The 19,519-nt window shown below is 52.9% G+C and carries 25 protein-coding genes; 13 read left to right on the forward strand and 12 right to left on the reverse strand.

What is annotated here, in order from left to right:
• Window positions 1-3: 3 nt before the first annotated feature.
• Window positions 4-669, reverse strand: coding sequence for an energy-coupling factor ABC transporter permease (locus tag VSS37_RS20855; RefSeq protein WP_324698359.1), 666 nt, complete (start codon window positions 667-669; stop codon window positions 4-6).
• On the opposite strand from VSS37_RS20855, the gene VSS37_RS20860 reads away from it, so the two are divergent.
• Window positions 668-1,063 (forward strand): VanZ family protein, encoded by a 396-nt coding sequence (locus tag VSS37_RS20860; protein ID WP_324698361.1) that lies wholly within the window; start codon window positions 668-670, stop codon window positions 1,061-1,063. The genes VSS37_RS20855 and VSS37_RS20860 overlap by 2 nt on opposite strands.
• Window positions 1,064-1,066: 3 nt before the next feature.
• Here the strand turns inward: VSS37_RS20860 and VSS37_RS20865 are convergent, their stop codons facing one another.
• Complete coding sequence (locus VSS37_RS20865) at window positions 1,067-1,744, reverse strand: DUF3299 domain-containing protein (RefSeq protein WP_324698363.1); 678 nt, start codon at window positions 1,742-1,744, stop codon at window positions 1,067-1,069.
• A 529-nt stretch (window positions 1,745-2,273) separates the two neighbouring features.
• Here VSS37_RS20865 and hemC point away from each other — a divergent pair.
• Genes hemC through VSS37_RS20885 form a run of 4 tightly spaced genes read left to right on the forward strand, consistent with a single transcriptional unit; the run spans window position 2,274 to window position 6,505 of the window.
• Entirely contained in the window at window positions 2,274-3,203 is a 930-nt protein-coding gene (gene hemC, locus VSS37_RS20870) for a hydroxymethylbilane synthase (protein ID WP_375339159.1), read from the forward strand.
• Window positions 3,196-3,972, forward strand: a complete 777-nt coding sequence (locus VSS37_RS20875; RefSeq protein WP_324698367.1) for a uroporphyrinogen-III synthase — start codon at window positions 3,196-3,198, stop codon at window positions 3,970-3,972. The genes hemC and VSS37_RS20875 overlap by 8 nt, the downstream gene beginning before the upstream one ends.
• On the forward strand, window positions 3,972-5,225 hold the full coding sequence (locus tag VSS37_RS20880; RefSeq protein WP_324698369.1) for a uroporphyrinogen-III C-methyltransferase: 1,254 nt from the start codon (window positions 3,972-3,974) through the stop codon (window positions 5,223-5,225). Before VSS37_RS20875 ends, VSS37_RS20880 begins: the two co-directional genes overlap by 1 nt.
• Window positions 5,222-6,505, forward strand: coding sequence for a heme biosynthesis HemY N-terminal domain-containing protein (locus tag VSS37_RS20885; protein ID WP_324698371.1), 1,284 nt, complete (start codon window positions 5,222-5,224; stop codon window positions 6,503-6,505). Before VSS37_RS20880 ends, VSS37_RS20885 begins: the two co-directional genes overlap by 4 nt.
• Here VSS37_RS20885 and VSS37_RS20890 read toward each other — a convergent pair.
• From VSS37_RS20890 to VSS37_RS20935, 10 genes are all read right to left on the reverse strand, one after another.
• The gene (locus VSS37_RS20890; RefSeq protein WP_324698373.1) at window positions 6,500-7,723 is read right to left on the reverse strand and encodes a malic enzyme-like NAD(P)-binding protein; all 1,224 of its coding nucleotides are present in this window, start codon (window positions 7,721-7,723) and stop codon (window positions 6,500-6,502) included. The genes VSS37_RS20885 and VSS37_RS20890 overlap by 6 nt on opposite strands.
• A 60-nt stretch (window positions 7,724-7,783) precedes the next feature.
• On the reverse strand, window positions 7,784-8,764 hold the full coding sequence (locus VSS37_RS20895) for a M48 family metalloprotease (RefSeq protein ID WP_324698375.1): 981 nt from the start codon (window positions 8,762-8,764) through the stop codon (window positions 7,784-7,786).
• 82 nt (window positions 8,765-8,846) lie between these two features.
• On the reverse strand, window positions 8,847-9,095 hold the full coding sequence (locus VSS37_RS20900; RefSeq protein WP_324698376.1) for a type B 50S ribosomal protein L31: 249 nt from the start codon (window positions 9,093-9,095) through the stop codon (window positions 8,847-8,849).
• Between the two features lie 51 nt (window positions 9,096-9,146).
• Window positions 9,147-9,836: an SIMPL domain-containing protein gene (locus VSS37_RS20905; protein WP_324698377.1), complete on the reverse strand. Its 690-nt coding sequence runs from the start codon at window positions 9,834-9,836 to the stop codon at window positions 9,147-9,149.
• Between the two features lie 95 nt (window positions 9,837-9,931).
• Complete coding sequence (fabA, locus tag VSS37_RS20910) at window positions 9,932-10,447, reverse strand: 3-hydroxyacyl-[acyl-carrier-protein] dehydratase FabA (RefSeq protein ID WP_324698379.1); 516 nt, start codon at window positions 10,445-10,447, stop codon at window positions 9,932-9,934.
• Window positions 10,448-10,501: 54 nt separating this feature from the next.
• Complete coding sequence (gene ubiA / locus VSS37_RS20915) at window positions 10,502-11,356, reverse strand: 4-hydroxybenzoate octaprenyltransferase (protein WP_324698381.1); 855 nt, start codon at window positions 11,354-11,356, stop codon at window positions 10,502-10,504.
• On the reverse strand, window positions 11,356-11,673 hold the full coding sequence (locus VSS37_RS20920; RefSeq protein WP_324698382.1) for a (2Fe-2S) ferredoxin domain-containing protein: 318 nt from the start codon (window positions 11,671-11,673) through the stop codon (window positions 11,356-11,358). The genes ubiA and VSS37_RS20920 overlap by 1 nt, the downstream gene beginning before the upstream one ends.
• Window positions 11,674-11,796: 123 nt before the next feature.
• Complete coding sequence (locus VSS37_RS20925) at window positions 11,797-12,018, reverse strand: hypothetical protein (protein WP_324698384.1); 222 nt, start codon at window positions 12,016-12,018, stop codon at window positions 11,797-11,799.
• A 217-nt stretch (window positions 12,019-12,235) separates the two neighbouring features.
• Window positions 12,236-12,592: a bactofilin family protein gene (locus VSS37_RS20930; protein ID WP_324698386.1), complete on the reverse strand. Its 357-nt coding sequence runs from the start codon at window positions 12,590-12,592 to the stop codon at window positions 12,236-12,238.
• A 67-nt stretch (window positions 12,593-12,659) separates the two neighbouring features.
• Window positions 12,660-13,055, reverse strand: a complete 396-nt coding sequence (locus tag VSS37_RS20935) for a hypothetical protein (RefSeq protein WP_324698388.1) — start codon at window positions 13,053-13,055, stop codon at window positions 12,660-12,662.
• A 111-nt stretch (window positions 13,056-13,166) separates the two neighbouring features.
• Here VSS37_RS20935 and VSS37_RS21935 point away from each other — a divergent pair, with 111 nt between their 5' ends.
• The 8 genes from VSS37_RS21935 (at window position 13,167) to VSS37_RS20975 (ending at window position 19,413) form a co-directional block, all read left to right on the forward strand.
• Window positions 13,167-13,958, forward strand: coding sequence for a hypothetical protein (locus VSS37_RS21935; RefSeq protein ID WP_324698390.1), 792 nt, complete (start codon window positions 13,167-13,169; stop codon window positions 13,956-13,958).
• Window positions 13,959-13,980: 22 nt separating this feature from the next.
• On the forward strand, window positions 13,981-15,360 hold the full coding sequence (locus tag VSS37_RS20945; protein WP_324698392.1) for a hypothetical protein: 1,380 nt from the start codon (window positions 13,981-13,983) through the stop codon (window positions 15,358-15,360).
• Between the two features lie 4 nt (window positions 15,361-15,364).
• A complete protein-coding gene (locus VSS37_RS20950; RefSeq protein ID WP_324698394.1) occupies window positions 15,365-15,907 on the forward strand; it encodes a GTP-binding protein in 543 nt (180 codons plus the stop codon).
• The gene (locus tag VSS37_RS20955; protein ID WP_324698395.1) at window positions 15,907-16,554 is read left to right on the forward strand and encodes a hypothetical protein; all 648 of its coding nucleotides are present in this window, start codon (window positions 15,907-15,909) and stop codon (window positions 16,552-16,554) included. The genes VSS37_RS20950 and VSS37_RS20955 overlap by 1 nt, the downstream gene beginning before the upstream one ends.
• Before the next feature lie 38 nt (window positions 16,555-16,592).
• On the forward strand, window positions 16,593-16,955 hold the full coding sequence (locus VSS37_RS20960; RefSeq protein WP_002708840.1) for a roadblock/LC7 domain-containing protein: 363 nt from the start codon (window positions 16,593-16,595) through the stop codon (window positions 16,953-16,955).
• A 145-nt stretch (window positions 16,956-17,100) separates the two neighbouring features.
• Window positions 17,101-17,586, forward strand: a complete 486-nt coding sequence (locus VSS37_RS20965) for a PAS domain-containing protein (RefSeq protein WP_324698398.1) — start codon at window positions 17,101-17,103, stop codon at window positions 17,584-17,586.
• A 4-nt stretch (window positions 17,587-17,590) separates the two neighbouring features.
• The gene (locus VSS37_RS20970; protein ID WP_324698400.1) at window positions 17,591-18,337 is read left to right on the forward strand and encodes a PhnD/SsuA/transferrin family substrate-binding protein; all 747 of its coding nucleotides are present in this window, start codon (window positions 17,591-17,593) and stop codon (window positions 18,335-18,337) included.
• Window positions 18,338-18,339: 2 nt separating this feature from the next.
• Window positions 18,340-19,413, forward strand: a complete 1,074-nt coding sequence (locus VSS37_RS20975; protein ID WP_324698402.1) for a FimV/HubP family polar landmark protein — start codon at window positions 18,340-18,342, stop codon at window positions 19,411-19,413.
• The last annotated feature ends 106 nt before the right edge of the window (window positions 19,414-19,519 follow it).

Genomic DNA, 19,519 nt, shown 5'->3' on the forward strand with positions numbered 1-19,519 from the left:
CGGTTATTCCCCGCGCTTGCGCAGATAACGGGCGTCATCGAACAGCGGAATCCATTGCGGCGCATACACGATGGCAATGACGGTCAACATGCCGTTGAGCAGCCCTTCCGGCAGCATCAGCAATGGAATGTAGGGCAGATAATAGGTTTGCAGGTAATAGCCGGAAAAGGCATCTGTCCACCAAAGCAGCAGACTGCCGACGCAGACGGCCAAGATGACGCCCAACACCGCCGCAAAAAAGGCGTTCACAAAGACGAACACGAAAATATTGGTGGGTAAGTGGCGCTGGCTCCAGCGCAGCAAACCGTAGGTGACCAGGATTGGAATCCCCCCCATTACCAACGTGTTGACAGGGATGGCGAGGAACCCTGACCCCAGCCGCCAGAAGGTTATGCTGACAATGGCGGTGGCCGCAATCAGCGCCAAGCGCCAACCAAACATCAGGGTCATGACCGTGATGCCCAGGAAATGGAAATTGAGCCTGTCGCCGATGCCAGCCCTTAATATCCAGATAAGGCTTGCAAATGCGATGGTGCCTAGGTAAACATGCGTGTGTTCGCGCACATAACCCCAGGGCGCGCGCCGCAAGGCGTTTCCCAATAAGATTATAAAGGCAAAACTGGCGACTAACAGCCAGTCTTCATTGAAAACACTAGCAGGTATGTCCATGCAAGCAATTCTCTCACGGTTACTGGCGGATCAGCCACAATTCCGCAAGGCGCTGAAGTTTCTGTTCATCAGCTTGATCCTTGTCGGTTTGGTGGTCGCATTGATGCCCATGCGCGGCATTAACCTTGATGTCGATAACGCCGATAAACTGATTCACGCCACAGTTTTTTTCGGCTTCACCCTCCTATTGGATTTGGCGACTGCCCGCAGTTTCTGGTGCTGGAAAGTACCTTTACTGTTATTTTATGGCGCTTTCATTGAGATATTGCAAGCGTTCACGCCGTGGCGTTCTTTTTCTGTGGCGGACTTTTCCGCAGACGCTACCGGTTTGCTGCTCTATTGGCTGTTGTGGCGGGTCTGGCTGCAACGTTATCTCCCGCACGCCAACGGTTAATGGTCAGTTGTCCTGCTGCTGTGCGTCGCTTTCCTGGTAGATTTCCACCTTGGCGTCCGTGATTTGATAACCGGCCTCAGCCAGATTGGTGTGAACCTGTTTGGTGAGGATGGTGCCGGAAACCCATACAGGCTCATACATCTGCTCCATGCCAATGCTTTTGCCTTCCTGCGGTTTGACTAACAGGGTTTGGTTGAGCGGCGGCGGTGGCACATGGATACAGGCGCCAAAATAAGGCACCAGCAGGAATTCCTTGACCATGCCCTTTTTGTCATCCACCTCCAGCGGGGAAATGAAGCCCGCGATCTTGATCTTTTTGCCATCCAGGGCGGGGTTGACCGGCGCGGAATTGAGTTCGGACTGCATCTTTTCCATCACGGCGTTTTCCGCCGGGTCGCCTTCTGGAATGGAGTCGATTTGCGGCTGATATTTTTTGACGATGTCTTCCAGCCCCTGTCCTGGCAGTTCAAGGTCTTCCCAGGCGGTCGTGGCGTATTCGCCACCCTGCTTGGGTTTGCCGTCGGCTTGCTTGGCGACGTCCTGGATTGGAGTCCCAACCGCCGGCGCATTGGCGGGCAGGTCGGCTTGTGCGGTCGCGCTCTCGGCTTTTTCCTTGCCGCAAGCAGCTAGCAGCAGGCTGAGGCTGGCGGACAACATTATGGACAGAATCCGTTTTTTCATCTCACACCCTTACGGTCAAACCATCTTGCAGGGAACGGCGGTAAGCGGCCGCTCCCGGAATCAGGCTGAACAGTAACGCAAGCGCCGCTGCGACTGCAAGCAGTAGGCTGGCTAGGGAGCCTGCATCCAGGGCAGTGAGTTTCTTGATAGTATGTCATCGGTCAGGCACACAAGGGTAATACTGGTTTGGTTTACCAATAATCGCCCTGTTTAAGGCGGGAAGAGGGACGCTAGAGATAAACAGGGAGGCGCCGGATCCGGGCTAAAGATCCGGCGCGTTTGCAAGCGAAGCATTATGGGGGCTGATCACTTCGCCTGTCCCCGCACAACCACGTTAGAAGGAAGAAATAGGGATAACTTCCATGTTATTTTTTCATTCCGTTGGTCGTATCCTTAATGTAGCCTGAATGGGAAAAAATTCAAGGGCTAAGACCAAAGATTGGTCATAAATATTTTACGGCCATGGAAGTTATGATCGCTTTGCCGTAAAGTGAGGCATTCCATTTGGATCAGGCACGCAGAGGAATTGATGTCCGACACTATCCGTATCGCCACCCGCACCAGTCCCCTCGCCATGTGGCAAGCCGAGCACGTTGCCCGTCGCCTGCAGGAAGTTCACCCCGGCCTCCAGGTTGAAATGGTGGGTATGGTCACGCGTGGCGACAAGATATTGGATAGCCCCTTATCCAAAATTGGCGGCAAGGGCTTGTTTGTCAAGGAATTGGAAATGGGTATGCTGGAAGGCCGCGCTGACATCGCCGTGCATTCCATGAAAGATGTGCCAATGGAGTTTCCAGATGGTTTGCACCTGCCAGTCATCATGGAGCGTGAAGACCCGCGCGATGCCTTTGTCTCCAACCGTTACCGTGATCTGGATGAATTGCCGGAAGGCGCGATTGTCGGCACTTCCAGCCTGCGCCGTCAGACCCAGATTCGTGCGCGTTACCCATATTTGCAAATCCGGGATTTACGCGGCAACGTCAACACCCGCCTAGGCAAACTGGACAACGGCGAGTACGACGCCATTATTTTGGCTGCCGCCGGGTTGATCCGTCTGGAGTTCCAATCCCGCATCACAGCATACCTCTCTACTGAACAAAGCCTACCCGCGATCGGCCAGGGCGCTGTCGGCATTGAGTGCCGCCGCCATGATCCCCGGGTGGAAAACCTGCTGGCTCCATTGCTGCATCCGGAAACCGCCGTGCGGGTGCGGGCCGAGCGCGCCATGAACCAGCGCCTTAATGGCGGTTGCCAGGTTCCGGTGGCTGGTTTTGCGGAACTGGTTGACGGTGCCCTGAGGATGCGCGGCCTGATCGGCTTTCCAGATGGTTCTGCGCTGTACGCCTGCGAAAAGTTCGGTTGTGTGGTGGATCCAGGCGCGCTTGGTCTGGAAGTGGCCGAGGATCTGCTGGCTCAAGGCGGTGACCAGGTGTTGAATTCACTGGGCATCCATGCCTGACATCTTGCGCGGTTTGTCTGTTGTCGTGACCCGCCCTGCTTCACAGGCTGCCGGTTTTCAGCATTTGTTGGGAGAGGCCGGGGCAACGGCTGTCTTATTTCCGGTCATTGCCATTGTTCCGCCTGAAAATCAAGCGGTTGCGAAGGCGGTGCTGGCTGGGTTGGATGCTTATGACACCGCTATTTTTATCAGCGCCAACGCCGTCAGGTTTGGTCTTGAATTGTTGGATGAAACACTGCAACAGTGTTTGCGGCGGCTTGTCATTGGCGCTGTCGGTAAACAAACCGCCGAGGCATTGCAGCAGTGCGGTTATCCTGTCCAATGGGTCCCTGGTGGGGCGTTCACGAGTGAAGCGTTTCTGGCATTGCCGGAAACCCAGCAACTGGCGGGTAGGCGCATCCTGATTTTCCGTGGTGAAGGCGGGCGTGAGTTGCTGGCGGAATCTTTGCAGCGGCGCGGCGCGAGTGTGGATTATGTGGAAGTCTACCGGCGGGTTCGCCCGAAAATTGACGCCAACTGCCTGAAACAGCGTCATAAACAACAACAGCTTGATATAATTGCCATCACTAGCAGCGAGGGGCTTTTGAACCTGCTCGCCATGCTGGATAATCCTGACTGGATAAAAACGGTTCCCTTACTGGTTGGTAGCCAGAGGATAGGGGAAACGGCGCGGCAGACCGGCTTTACCGGCAGCATAGTCATCGCAGATAACCCGAGTGATAAGGCCATGATGCAAGCGCTTTCGCATTGGGTACAGGAATGCCAATAATGATCGATAAACCAGCGACACACGAAGCAAAAGATTCATCAACATTCGATCGCAAGGTCGACGCCATCGACAGTCTGGACAATGATGCAGGCAAGGCTCCGAAAGCAGGGAGCGCGCGTTTCGCCCTGTTCCTGGCAGTGCTGGCCCTGCTGTTCACCTTGATCGGCATCGCCGCCGGTTACAAGCATTGGCAGCGTATGAATGACAGGGCGCGCAACAATGCCGCAGATATTGCCGAGTTGCGCAAACAGTTGCAGGAGACCCCTGCCCGTGATTCATTGGACAGGTTGCAGAAAGAGCTGGAGGACAAAACGACGCAATCGCATGCCAACAATGAGCAGATGCAGCAGGAAATGGCACGCATGCTGAACCAGACCCGCCAGTTTGCCGATACGGTAGCCTCCCAGATGGAGCAGATCACCTTCTTGCAGGCAAAGGCGCAACAAAACGCCGCCCCAGCCAGTTCAAAGGAATGGCGGGTGGCGGAAGTCGAATTCCTGTTGCAGCTGGCCAACCGTTCCTTGCATCTTGGCCAGGACGCCCGCACCTCGGTTGTGGCGTTGAAGGAAGCAGACTCCATACTGGCAGAGGTGGGTTCGGTTGTTTACTTGCCCGTGCGCCAACAGATCGCCCGTGACATTTCCGCCGTGGAAGCCGCGCCAGCACCGGATGTTGCCGGGATTTCCCAGCATATCAATGCGCTGATGCTGGAGCTGAAGCCGTTGCCTACGCTGGCTTCAGGCTCTGGCAAGCAGGTGGAACTGGCAGGGGAAGAAACAACGGACGAGGGGAATTCTTTGTGGGCTGATTACAAGCGAAAATTCATGAATGCGCTGGATGAGGCGATCGTTATCCGTCGGCACGACAGGCCAATCCAATTGGAACTGGATGCTGAGGCGCGCCTGAATCTCTATCAGTTATTGCGTCTGCGCTTAGAGAGCCTGCGCCTGCTGGCGCTCCAGCGTGATAATGCCGGTTTTCACGCTGAACTGGGCTTGATCAGGGAGGCTATCAACGCCTATTACCCGCAGGGTCAAGATAAACCCTTGCTGACGGCGCTGAATGAGTTTGACGCATTGGATCTGCAACCTAAACTGCCGGATATATCAGCCAGCCTCAAGCAGTTGGAAAATGCCCGCCGCACTGAAACCACACAAGCCCAAGAAGAAAAAACACAATCAGCCGACAAACCTGAAGCAACCAACAAGCCCGAGGCGGGTGCCAGCGAAAAGCAAGAGAGGAGGCGCGAATGATCCTTTACATAATCGTCCTGCTATTCCTGATTGCCGCCGCGCTATGGCTCGGGCAGTTGGTGTTGTCCAACCCCGGTGCGGCCACTATCACTTGGGGCGTGTGGAGCCTGGAAATGAAAACCGCCACCTTGGTTGCGGCGGTCGTGCTGATGTGTGTCGTTTTTTATCTGCTGGTGGCGCTGGTGAGGTATGTGCTGGGGATACGCAGGAACTTTAGCCGCTATCGTGCTGCCCGGTTAGGCAGCAAGGCCAACCGCGCGCTTACCCAGGGGTTGATCCAGTTGACCGAAGGGCATTGGGATAAGGCGGAAAAGCTGCTGGTTGACAATGCGCCTTTTAGCGACACACCGTTGCTTAATTATCTGGCTGGGGCGCGCGCCGCCCATATGCGTGAAGCGTATGAACGCCGGGATGAGTTGCTCAAGCAGGCGATTGAAAGCGACAGCAAGGCCAGTGTCGCTGTCGGGGTGTCCCAGGCCGATATGCAATTCGGCAGTGGGCAGCTTGAACAGGCATATGCAACCTTGGCGCGGCTGCGTGAACTGTCGCCAAAACACCCTTACGTACTTAAGTTGCTGGCAAAAGTATTGTACCGGCAAGAAAACTGGGATGCGCTGCTGGAGTTGTTGCCTGATCTGGTTAAACAGAACCTGCTGAAAAACGAAGATATGCACAAGGTGCAGGGCGCGACCCTGAAGGCGATGTTCCAGCACTACGCCAAGGATGGGCAAACCGACAAACTGCAATTGATGTGGAAAAAATTGCCCGCCCCGGTTCGGGAGAATCCGGAGGCTATCCTGCTGTATGCTGAGGCGCTGCATGATGGGGGCGACGATCTTGCTTGTGCCAGTTTGATCAGCAATCTCCTCAACAAACGTTGGGATGATGGTTTGGCCGGTCTGTACGGGAGCATCCAGCACCACAGTTTGGGCAATGCGATCCAGCAGGCGGAAAAATGGCAGCTTTCCCAGCCTGACAACAATCCGGCCCTGCTGTTGTTGCTGGCGCGGTTATACAATCAGCAGAAATTATGGGGAATGGCGAAAAGCTACTACGAATCCAGCCTCAACCAGGCACCGAATGCCGAAGGATACCTGGAGCTGGCGGAATTGCTGGAAACCATGAAGGAGCCGGAAAACGCCCAGCGCTGTTACCGGCTGGGCTTGCGTTACTGTATCCGCAGTGAAGGGGAAAAACTTAGCCTGACGCCGACGCAACGCCCGCAGGCTAACCCGCAGGCGACCAAATTGCCGGAGTTGACCCCTTACAATGGCCTATAGCGGCAAGCGGGCGACGCCGCTGGCCACCGCAGCCTGCGCAACCGCTGTCGGCACACGCTCCCGCAGGCGCGGGTCGAATGGTTTGGGGATGATGTAATCTTTGCCAAACGCCAAACTGTCGAGGCTATAGGCGGCAAGCACTTCTGGCGGTACGGGTTCGTGCGCCAACTCCGCCAGCGCATAGACCGCCGCTTTCAGCATGTCGATATTGATGCAACGCGCCCGGACATCCAGCGCTCCCCGGAACAGGAAGGGGAAGCCCAGCACATTGTTGATCTGGTTGGGGTAATCGCTGCGTCCGGTGGCCATCAGCAAGTCGTCGCGCGCCGCCAGCGCTATGTCGGGCGCAATTTCTGGGTCGGGGTTGGAAAGCGCGAATACGATCGGGTTGGCGGCCATGCTGTTGAGCATGTCGACACTCAGCACATTGGGGCCAGACAATCCGATGAAAATGTCTGCGCCATTACAAGCATCCGCCAACGTGTGTTTGTCGGTTTCGACTGCATAGCCGCGCTTAAAGCTGTTCAGGTCGGTGCGGCCAGTGTGCAGCACCCCTTTGCTGTCCACCATCAACATCTTTTGCCGGTTGGCTCCCAATGCGGATAGCAGGTTCATGGAAGCGATGCCCGCCGCGCCTGCACCAACGCAGACGATATTGGCTTCGGACAGGGATTTCCCCTGAATTTTCAGCGCATTCATCAAGCCAGCGGAGATAATGACAGCAGTGCCATGCTGGTCATCATGGAAGACCGGAATATCCAGCATTTCCTGCAAGCGCTTTTCAATTTCGAAGCAACGTGGGGCGGAAATGTCTTCCAGATTGATGCCGCCAAAGGTGCCTGCAATGTTTTTCACTACAGTGATGAACTCTTCCACATCCTGGGTGGCGACTTCGATGTCGAAAACGTCCACGTCTGCAAAGCGCTTGAACAGCACGCCCTTGCCTTCCATCACGGGTTTGCCCGCCAGCGCGCCGACATTGCCAAGGCCCAGCACCGCAGAGCCGTCGGAGATGACCGCGACCAGATTGCCCTTGCCAGTGTATTGGTAGGCGGCTTCCGGGTCTTTATGGATTTCACGCACAGGTTCGGCCACGCCCGGCGTATAGGCCAGCGACAAGTCGCGCTGGGTCAGGGTTGGCTTGGTTATTTCCGTGGCGATTTTGCCAGGACGCGGTTCGGCGTGATATTTCAACGCATCTTCTTTTAATGTGGACATATCTCCTCCTTCGGTGTATCCCAATTGAAAAATACGTGCTAACTGTGTGCGTTGGCTAGTTTATTGGATGGTTTTTATCAGTTGCCCAGGGCGAGGTTCGCCACTAGGGTACATGCCGTTGAAGACACGCAGATGCATGGCGGCGTTGTTGCGCAAACGGCTGGATTGCGCCAGTGACTCGAAAGTGTCGCCGGGGCGGGTGGTGACCAGGCGTATCTGTACGGTTTCGCCGTTGCCTAGCGGCAGGCGCAGGCCATTCGTTTGGCGCAAATAGGCCTCATGGCCAGGGTCGCGCCCGCCACGCCCGTACTGGCGGGCCTGACTGATGAGCTGTTGCAGGCGGACGTCATTGCTGGGGTGTGTGGAAAACAGGTCGCGGTAAGGGTCGGTGGAGCCGCCGGTAAACTGGTCATAAGCTTGCAGGGTGGCGATGACGTTCGCCATATAAACCGGGTCATAACCGGCGCTAGCGAGAAATTGTGCGCCAAGGCCATCAGCTTCCAGCTCTTGTTGACGGCTGTAATGGGTCAAGCCCAGCTCGCCAATCGTATTGAACAAGTCCTTGTTACCCAGTTTTTCACCTGCAACTGAGGCCAGTATGCCACCCACTGCGCTCCATGACGCTTGGCTGACATTGTGACGGGCGGAAACGTGGCCGATTTCATGCCCCAGCACACCCGCCAGTTCCGCTTCCGAGTTGAGGTAAGCCATCAGGCCGGAAGTGATGTAGACATAGCCGCCAGGCAGGGCGAAGGCGTTGACTGCGGGGTCATCCAGGACGGTGAAGGAAAAGCGCAGATTTTGGCGCGGGCTTTGCGCCGCCATCATTTGTCCAATGCGGCTGACGTAGGCTTGCAGGGTTGGGTCACGGTAAGCCGGGGTCTGTTGGAGAACCTCCTGATTGGCCTGTTGCCCTGCCTGCATTTCTTCGCTTTCCGACATCAACGCCAGTTCGCTTTTGCCGGTCACAGGGTTGGCGGCGCAGCCTACCAGCATGGCGGAGCCAACTAACAGGTTGAAAAAAATAAGGGCCAGCCGCATTCCGCTTCTCCATTGGAAAACAAAAAAGGCGTCCATCGGACGCCTTTCAATCATGCATGATTCCAGAACAGTCTGCCAGCGCTTACTTGCCGCGGGCATAACGATTCTTGAATTTCTCGACACGGCCTGCCGTGGTCGTCATCGCCTGTTTGCCGGTATAAAACGGGTGGGAATGGCTGGAAATTTCCACTTTGATCAGGGGATATTCGTTGCCGTCCTCCCATGCGATGGTTTCTCGGCTTTCTACGGTTGAACGGGTCAGGAACGCGAAGCCGCTGGTCAGATCCTGAAAAACGACTTCTCTGTATTTTGGATGAATGCCGGGCTTCATGCTGAAATCCTCAAGTTACTCGGTATATGCGAAAAGGGCGGCATTCTACCGCTAATTGGTTGAAAGTTCAATCTCCGCCTGCACATTGACTTGCAGGTTCTGCTTGCCACTTGCCAATGTCGGGGGGGCAGGAGCTGGTGCTTCCATGGCGGCCATCCGGTACATTGGGGGTTGGGGGTATTCGCCACTGATGGATTGCACATCCAGTTTGACGACCCGGTATTCCGCCCGGCCCAGGTTGGCCTTGACCTGATCAGCACGCTTTTTGAAATTGGCCAGCGCGGTGTTGATCAGGTCGTCTTCCGTGCTGCTCTGGACTTCTGGGGAAACGCTGTAGCTGATGCCCTCAATGCGCAGTTTTTCCTGCAACGTGCCCAACAGGGTGCTAAGGACTTTGCTGTCCTTGCTTTTGAGCTGGATGCTCTGGCGCACTTGCCAGCCGGTAATTTTTCCGTCGGTATAAATCGGGTTGGTGGTGTAATCCAGGGTGCGGCTTTCTACAGCGGATTCCTGCTTGGCGATGTCCATCGCCCAGGTGATGGCTTGGTTGACGGTATCGGCCATTGTGACGGTATTTTGTCCCTGCTGCTCGGCGTAAAGGACAGCGCTTGACAGGTCATTTGCCACTTCCTTGGCGGCGCTGACGGAAAAGCTGACCCGGTCATAGGTTGGTTTGTCTTCAGCGTAGGCCATTCCCAAGGCGGAAAGCCCCAGCAGCAAGACGGCAAGTTGTTTTTTCATGGTGGCGCTCCTGATCAATTGAGTGTTGCATCCTGCCAGCTTGGACAAAACAGCCAGGCAGGAAGTTCATGTTTTGAATACAGGAGTGTCGCCTGTCAGAAATTGTCTGTCGAGGTGAACAGGCCGACCCGCAAATCTTGTGCCGTGTAGATTTCACGCCCGTCCACTTCCATGCTGCCGTCGGCGATCCCCATGACCAGTTTGCGGGTAATGACGCGCTTAAGGTTAAGTTTGTAGGTGACTTTTTTTGCTTTTGGCAGTACTTGGCCAAAAAATTTGACTTCCCCAACACCCAGGGCGCGCCCGTGCCCCGGGTTGCCCAGCCATGCCAGATAAAAACCGACCAGTTGCCACATGGCATCCAACCCCAGACAACCTGGCATCACCGGGTCGCCAGGAAAATGGCACTCGAAAAACCACAAGTCGGGGACAATATCCAATTCCGCCAGGATCTGGCCTTTGTTGTATGCGCCGCCTTCATCGCTGATATGCAGGATGCGATCCATCATCAACATATTGGGGACAGGCAACTGGGCGTTGCCCGGGCCGAACATTTCACCACGGCCACATTGCAGGAGTTCTTCACGGTTATAAGCGGACTGTCTGGACATAATACAAAGGCTCAGGGTTTGATTGGCAGAAGGCGGATTGTAACGGAATGGCGCTCAGAAAGCATAATCCAATGCCAATCCTGCAAATACGGACATCCCTAGCCAGTGATTGTTGAGGAAGGCTTGCAAACTGGGCAGGGGTTCACGGTCACGGATCAGCCATTGCTGGTAGAGCGCAAAGCTAGCGGCGACCAGCAGGCCTAGCCAATACCAATTGTCCAGCCCGTTCAGGACGCCCACTATTCCCAGTAACAGCAGGGTCAGCAATTGCAATATGCCAATAATTAGGCGGTCATGTCGGGCAAACAGGATTGCACTTGATTTGACGCCGATTTTCAGGTCGTCATCACGGTCGCACATGGCGTACATCGTGTCATAGGCGGTTGTCCACAATACGGCCGCCACAAACAGTAGCCAAGCGGATACCGGCGGCATCTCCCCAGTGACTGCGGTGAACGCCATTGGGATGGCCCAGGAAAATGCAGCCCCGAGATGCACTTGGGGCAAGTGGTGAAAACGTTTCATGAAAGGGTATGTCATCGCCAGTAATACAGCGACCAGCGATAAAATAATAGTCAACGTGTTCAATTGCAGCTCCAGCAGGAATGCAATCAACGTTAAAACAGCGAATACGCCCACTGCTTCCCGTGGAGATATGTCGCCAGTTGCTAGCGGACGGGTCTTGGTGCGCGCCACATGCGGATCAATGTGGCGATCAGCGTAGTCATTGATGGCGCAACCAGCGGAGCGCATCAACACCACGCCAGCGACAAATACGAACAAAATGCGGAAATCCGGCATGCCTTTTGCGGCAATCCACAATGCCCACAAGGCGGGCCATAACAAGAGGTAAATGCCGATAGGACGATCAAGCCGCACCAACCGGATATAATGGTGCAGTTTTCCCATTATTGTGGGTCAAGCATCAGGCGTTTGACGGGTTGGCCATTTTGTAGATGGCTTTCAATGATTTCATCGATGTCGTCTTGGTCGACCCAGGTATACCAAACTGCTTCAGGATACACCACGGCGACTGGGCCTTCAGCGCAACGGTTTAAGCAGCCAGCGGTGTTGATGCGGCAGCGGCCGTCTTTGTGCAATCCAAGTGTTTTGATGCGTTTTTTGGCGTAATCACGCATGGTTTGCGCATCAAAGTTGGCGCAGCAGACCTCACCATCTTCGCGTTGGTTGGTGCAGAAAAAAACGTGATAGTGGTAATAACTCATGAGTTACCGTGTGCTAATTAGGAGGTTCAGCGGTCGATTATGCCAGATCGATAGATACCCATAAAATAAAACAGGGCGGAAACCCGCCCTGTTGTAATCATCAGTCAGCTTGGGGCTGTCAGATTACTTCGGTGCTTGACCAGCCATGCCGCTCATGCCTTCCTGGGCAGGGGCCTGGCCAGCCATGCCGCTCATGCCTTCCTGGGCAGGGGCCTGGCCAGCCATGCCGCTCATGCCTTCCTGAGCAGGGGCTTCAGCTTTAGGAGCTTCGGCAGCTTTCTCGCCACAGGCAGACAGGGCGAAAGCAGCCAGCAGAGCAGCGATCAGCAGACGATATTGAGTCATTGTTTCATCTCCACAAATGTTGACTTATAAATTCTAAGTGTCGGCTATATAATAAAGTAATAACCAAGACTTACCGATTTTCCAGTTTCCTTGAAAACCGTGAGTTGTTTGAGCAATCCATGCTTCCCGATTAGGGGGATTCCTTCGCACGTAATCCTAGCACTCTTTTGGACTTTTTGTATCAAGTTTTTAAGAAGTCCTTAATATAGATTATGTTTTAGTGTTGTTTGCCATTAATACAGGTAAGGCTGCCATTAACTTCGGCACCTTCATCTATCTGCATCTCGATGTAATGAATGTTGCCGGTTACTTGGGCAGTTGATTTAAGCGATAGATGACGGGAGGCAATTATGTCGCCTGAAGTTTTGCCTGCAATGATAACGACTGGGGAACGGATTTCGCCGATAACCTCACTGTCCTCTTGAATATACAGAGTGGCCCGTGAGTCTGTTGGGGCGACAATGTTGCCATTTACTCTTCCATGGATATATAAATTATTTTGAAAGGAAATGTCGCCAACAATTCCTAAATCTTTTTCGAGCAGGGAGGCGGAGGATGTGTTTCTAGTGACCATGAAGCTATTGTGATTTTCGAGTTCATAAATTGGATGGAGCTGATAGTAGCAGGAGTGCGGGAAAACATCATGCTTTATTGCGGGCCTGGCGCATTTCTTCCAGTTCTTGCTCTAGTACGGCAATGGTGTCGTCACGCATTTGCAGATCCTCCATCAAGGCCTGCACGCGGATCTCGTAAGTTTCTAGGCGCTCCAGTAAGTCATTATCTTGCTGAGGCGTATGGTCAAGGCGGGCATTCAGTTTGTCAACGCGTTCCTCTGTCTCCTTCAATTCACGGCGTAAAGCGGCATTGTCACGATGGCATTGTTCAAGTCGGAAGCGGGCGTCGAACGGGTTGTCGCCTAATTCTTTGCCAGGTGGCATAGATTGGGATGTTCTGCCATGTGCCCACCAACCTAAAATCAAGCCAATCACTACAGCAATGGATAAAAGGAAAGCAATTTGTAAAATAAGATAAAACATTCAGACTCCCTCCTGCCATATCGTCCAGCCAGCATTATTGTACGCAGTCTCAGGCAAATAGAGAACGTACCCTTTTGTCAGAAAAAGATTTTTGCCAAAGACTTATGGACTATGATTAAAAAGTCTTCTAGTATCCGCGTAGAATGTACTATAAAACAAGAGTTGAGTGTTGATGGTCTTAAAAACATGTTAGGAAAGTTATTACGCGGAGGAAACAAATATCCTCCACCCGATTTGCCTTTTGCCTTTAGCCTAGCGTCTGATAGGCAACTGCGTGTTCACCAAAATTATGATCCAGTTGGTGCGTGGCGTTTTCTTTCACATCAGATTCGTCGCTATCCACAGGATTTGCGTGCGCATACCCAACGAATCCTGTTGGCTCAGAGTGAGCCGTTGCGTGGGTACTTGGCTGGCAGCCTCCAGGACGTTTTTCTTGCATTGGGCAATGGCGGCAAGCTGTTGCGTGAACATCTGTTCAGCCTAGTTAAAGATGACCTGGATGATGAGGATCAGTTGCTCTTTCAGCGATGGTTGCAGGACAACATTGAGATTGGGCAGGGTCAGCGTTGGCGCAGTGGATCTGTATTATCTGCGGGACAAGAGGGTGCGGCCGTAAAGCTAGTGGACATTGAGCGCACACAAGAGAGCGCTCAATATTCGAATATTATGGAGGAGGTATTTGCCTGTCTGGAGTATGGCCAGGTGGATACAGCGAGGGAATTACTGGAGGCTGAAGTGCTGGCTGGAACGTCGGACGAGGCCATGGAGCAGGAACTTGTGAATATTTATCAGTACACCCGCAACCAAGAGGGCCTGTCGAATATGATCAGGCATATGGAGGAAGCAGGCCGCAATGTTCCCGCCATGTGGCGAGAAAAGCAGCAAGAATCTGAACAATGGTAAAAAAATAACGAGATATGGATTTATGCTGAAACATTCCAAATCAGGCCCGTTAAGGGTTGCCTTGTTGGCGATTAGCCCGCATAACAGGGCGATTCTTGAGTTTTTTTTCTCAGGAGCCGGTCGCAACCTGTTCAAGGTGGTGCAGCCTGCTGAAGCAGATGCCTTTATTCTGGACTATGATCACCCGGATGCAAAAGAGGATTGGGACAGACATGCAGATCTGCACAAGCCGGGCATTATTTTATCGGTTCACCAATCGGATTTGCCAGATTGTGTCTGGATCCCCAAGCCACTGACATCCCGTGCATTGGGTGATGCGGCAAGCCGGGTTTATGAAGTGCTGGCCAGGCTGGAGGGGCAGGCGTCGGTGGTTAACCGCCCAGCCATTACCCCACCCCCTGTATCGGCCACTGAAAAAAATCTAGTTAAACATGCGGGGCAGCAATTTCAAGCTCCCCCGGCTTCCCCGTTTGGTGTGCCTGCCCGGCCTGAGCGTAAATTGCGTTCACTGGTGATTAGTTTGCCGGATGATGACGATGATGTGGAGGAAGCTGTTGCGCCCGTTTCCGTTGTTGAGCCAACAGCAGTTAAGGCCTCCCCTGCCCCTGAGGTGTTTGACCCTGCGGAAACTGATATTTCATTGGAAGAGGTTGACCGGCCGATTGAGCCATCTATTTCGCAGGAAGTGGCGGAACATAGGTGGAAGATGCTGTGCGGTGAGCAAGATGATGTGCGCTCAAGTGCTGAAGTTGTGCTGTTTACGCCGGAAAATTATGTGCTGGCCAGCATTTTGGATGGCATGAGATTATCCATGGATTCTCAGCAAACTGTTCAAGTCAAGTTTTCGGCGAGTGACTATGCGTTATTGATGCCCAAACAGGATCTTGCCTTCTGCACGCTTGACACTCGGTCAGATGAATTCGCCGTGTTATGCGGTAATCCCGTACAAACCGGGCAAGTTGCGCTACATATACCGAGCAGCACAGAGCTGGATCAGTTGGAACAGCAGGCTGGAGAGGATGCTGACACCCTGTTGGATCTGGAGGCGTTTGTTTGGGTCAGTTGCCTGTTGGCCGCTAAGGGACGGTTGGGGCGTAGCGTTGAGATTGATCGGAAAATTTCCCTGAAACACTGGCCTAATCTGACACGTCTGGAGCAGTTTCCGCACATTATGCGTATTGCTGCATTATGGCATCAGCGTCCGGCCAGCCCGATTGAAATCGCCGAAGCGCTGAGTGTGCCGCAACGCTACGTGTTTTCATTCCACACGGCAGCCAATGCACTTAACCTGTTTGAAATGGATCAAAGCAAACTCAAGAGCCGGGAAAAAGAGAAGCCGAAGGAGAGCAGGGGTTTCTTCTCACGTCTGTTGAAGCGTTTGCTGGGAGGGGGCGCGAAATAGTTTTATGAGTATGATCAACCGCAAAATCATCTTTACCGGCCCTGTTGGAGCAGGCAAGACAACAGCCATCGCCTCTATCAGCGATATAAGACCGATCACGACTGATGAATATGCTTCGGATATGACCAAAAGCCGCAAACCGCAAACTACAGTGGCGATGGATTATGGCCTGATCCGCCTGAGTGAAAATGAACGTGTTCATTTGTACGGCACTCCAGGCCAGGAGCGCTTCGATTTCATGTGGGATATCCTCACCAAAGGCGGAATTGGTTTGATCCTGTTGTTGGACAATACCCGCAAAGATCCATTTCAGGATATCCGTTTTTACACCAATGCTTTCCGCGACTTTATTGAAAAGCAGCAAATGGTGGTGGGTGTGACGCGAATGGATCTGCAACGTAAGCCTGGATTGGCAGATTATCGCCACTATTTGGAATCGTTATCTCTGCAAGCTCCTGTGTTTGATGTGGACGCCCGCAGTCACCGGGATGTCACCATGTTGATTCAGGCTCTGCTGTTCTCATTGGATCCGGGGGTAACCAACTGATGAGCGAATACATACTCACGGAGAACCTGCATCTGGGCATTACGCCGGGAGGAACTTTTTATGCGGTGCAGGATAGTGCTGAAGAGCCTGGACGGTTGTTTTTGCACCGTCTGTTGCAGGAGCCGACTACGCCGCTATTCACTGTCGATGTGGCTTGTGAATTGAGTGGCTATAAGAAAAAACGGGCGCTGGAGTTCGTGCACTGGATGCAGGAGGCCGGTCTGGTTCAGGGGTTGGATCAAAGCGAGTCTGCGCCAGAAGAAACCTTGGAACGGCTATTGCCCCAGTTGTTACGCACCATGTCAGATGAGGGTAAGGCGATTCTGGCGGAAAGCCGTGGCCTTTATCTTGGCAGCGCCGGTTTTACCCATGAGGCGGCTGAGGAATTGGCGGCACTCAGCGCCAACTTGGCTTCGGTATATGCGCGCCACAAGGAGCTGTTACATGGCAACCTTGGCTACCGGCAGCATGCTTGGGGCCTGATAGATGCTAGTGGCAATAGTGAAGTGGGGTTCTGGCCGCTCTATATTGGGCAGAACCGGTTTACCCTGATCATTGGCGGTGTTCCGCAATTCAATCAGCCAGGCTTCAAACGTTTGGTCTGGGCGCTGGAAATGCGTTACGGTGATACTGAAATACCTGTTTAAATATGAACGACGAACTATAACCAAGGAGAGAAAACGAGATGCGCTCTGAAATGCTTAACTCCATCCTGAGTGATTTGAACGGTTCTTCTGCAGATATCGAAGCGTCGGCGGTTCTGTCGACTGATGGTTTGATGATGGCTTCATTGCTTCCTGGAGGGATGGATGAAGACCGTGTGGGTGCGATGAGCGCCGCTATGTTGTCGCTGGGTGACCGCACTGCGGAAGAATTGGCGCGTGGCGCTTTGGAACAGGTGCTGATCAAAGGGGATCGGGGCTACATCCTGATGACGCATGCAGGTAAGGAAGCGGTGGTTACCGTTCTGGCGAAACCAAATGCCCGCCTGGGCCTAATTTTCCTGGATGTCAAACGTGCGGCAGAAAATATCGCCAAAATTATTTAGTTGTCTGAACTCTGATAAGAAATCAGGCAAATATATAGAAATTTCAATGACCTGAAAACAATAAAATAATTGATCAGTGAATGCAGTCACTGGGTGTGGCGTTGTGGCGCGTCACACATGGTGCTGGTCATTGTGGAGTGATGCGATGGAAGACATGACTAGCAAGGATGTGCAAGCTCCCTATACGGAACATCTCCTGCATTATTACGATGGCAGCTCTCGGCGTGTCCTTGTTAAAGATGAAGAGGTTCCTTTCCCGGAAGGCAAGTTGATTGTTTCCCGCACGGATTTGCAAGGGGTGATCACTCACTGTAACCGGGCGTTTGTGGAGATGTCAGGTTACACTGAGATGGAACTGATAGGGAAGCCCCACTATATTTTGCGGCACCCGGATATGCCTAAGGCTGCTTTTAAGGATGCTTGGGAGACGGTGGCAAGAGGCGAAAAATGGCATGGATACGTCAAAAATTTGCGGAAAGATGGGCGTTACTACTGGGTGTACGCCACCATCATCCTTAATATCCGTGATGGCAAGGCAATCAGTTGCACATCAGTGCGACGCAAGCCTTCCCGCGCTCAAGTGAAAGCATGTACGGCGCTTTACGCTCGCATGAAACAGGAAGAGGAATAAAGCCATGCGTTACACCATGACAGTTAGCCCGGATTTTCCTCCCATCCAGATTGCCGGATGGTATATTTTCAATACTTGGTTACAACGTCAATTGAACGAACAGATCCATATGGAGCTGTTTCCAGACTTCGCCAGCCAGCGTAGGGTCATTCAGATGGATGGTGTTGACCTGATTTATGCTAACCCATTTGATGCGGCTATGTTGGTGCGTGAAAAAGGCTTTACGGCGATTGCAACGCCACAGCACAAATCAGATGAGGCCATTATCGCTGTATTGAAGGATTCGTCTGTGCGTCATGTGGAGGATTTGCTTCCAGGAACCCGAATTGCGGCAACGGACGACCCGGATGTGAACCTGATTTCGATGATCATGCTTGAGCCTGCCGATTTGTCTATGGAGAATGTTCAGGTACAAACGGTTGATACCTATGTATTGGTGGCCAAACAATTATTGCAGGGGGAGGCGGACATCGGTTTCTTTTTGCGGGATGCTTTTACAGGACTGTCCACTATGATCCAGCGGCAATTACGGGAACTGGTGCATAGTGAGATTCATGTTATTCGTCATGTTTTACTGGCGGGCCCGCGCATTCGCGACAGGCACGCTGATTTGCGGCGTATCTTGCCTGCCATGAGCACGGATCCCAAAGGCAAAAGCGTGCTCGCCAGCTTGGGTTTGCACGGTTGGGAAATTCAGGAGCAAGAAGATACTGAATTTATGATTGATTTGATGGATACATTGGTTGGCTGAACATGAATATGTCTATTCCTTTCAACAAATGGGCGTACCTGAAATTTTCAAGCGTATGGGTTTTGACCGCCCTATTGAGCGTAGGGTTGGCTGAGGTTGCCCAGGCTGAAGATAAGACATGGGAAGTCAAAGCAGGAGATTCTCTTGGCAAGGTTGTAGCTGGCCAGTACCCTGGCTACAGCAATCGTACCGCCATCATGCAGGAAATTCTCAGCCGCAATCCGGATGTTTTCCTGAATAACGATATGAATCGTTTGATTGTAGGCAAAACTTTGAAATTGCCTGCCCCTGATGAAATTCCTGAACTTGAGGCTCCTGCGCCGAAACCGGAAAAAGCAGGAAACGCTGGCAGCGAAAGTCAGGATACTTTGCAGTCCCTGAAAACCCAGGTTGCGGAACAAAAAGAAACCATCGCAATGCTGGAGGAAGAAAATGCTTCTTTGCAAGAAATGGTTAAAGGGTATGCGGAAGCCAAGTCGGCGGCTGGCGCAGACAGTGATGATCTACAAAAACAGTTAGATAGCACTAAACAGGAGCTGCAGGCCAGCCAAACAAAAGCCAAAACGCTTGAAGAACAGTTGGCTGGATCCAAGCATGAGAACGAAGCCCTGCAAAACGATTTGCAGCAGATTCGGGCGGCGGCGGCAGTAGCTGAAGACAAGGATTCTGCCTCAAGCATACTTCCCTGGAGTTTGTTGGGGTTGTTGGCGTTGCTGACGCTGCCATTGATCTGGTTGTTACGCCGCAAGCAGGGGCAGGCTCTTGCGCCTGCTCCGTTGGCGGCTAAGGTTGAAACTCCAGGGGAAGTTGCACCGATCACGTCGCCTGTTCCTGCTGCTCAAATGGTGGAAGAGGAAGAATCTAACACTGTTTCTATCGAAGAGAACCAGCATCAGATTGCTGTGGCGGCGGCCACACCAGGGAACCCTGATGCTGACCTTAAGCTGAATATTGCCCGGGCCTATTTGGATTTGCGTGATTCCGAGGCGGCAGCCGATATTTTACAAGATGTCCTGGTGGAAGGTGGTGAGCAACAACGCCAAGAGGCACGTGAAATATTGTCATTTATTACTTAAATTACTCCGTTAATCATTAAAAATTAACTACTTGTTCTGTTAATCCGGCCATTATTCCCCTCCATCCAGTCATTGCTAGTAGATAGCCATCAAAGTTTCTAATCTC

Source organism: Candidatus Thiothrix phosphatis (genome assembly GCF_035668035.1).
GTDB lineage: Bacteria > Pseudomonadota > Gammaproteobacteria > Thiotrichales > Thiotrichaceae > Thiothrix > Thiothrix phosphatis.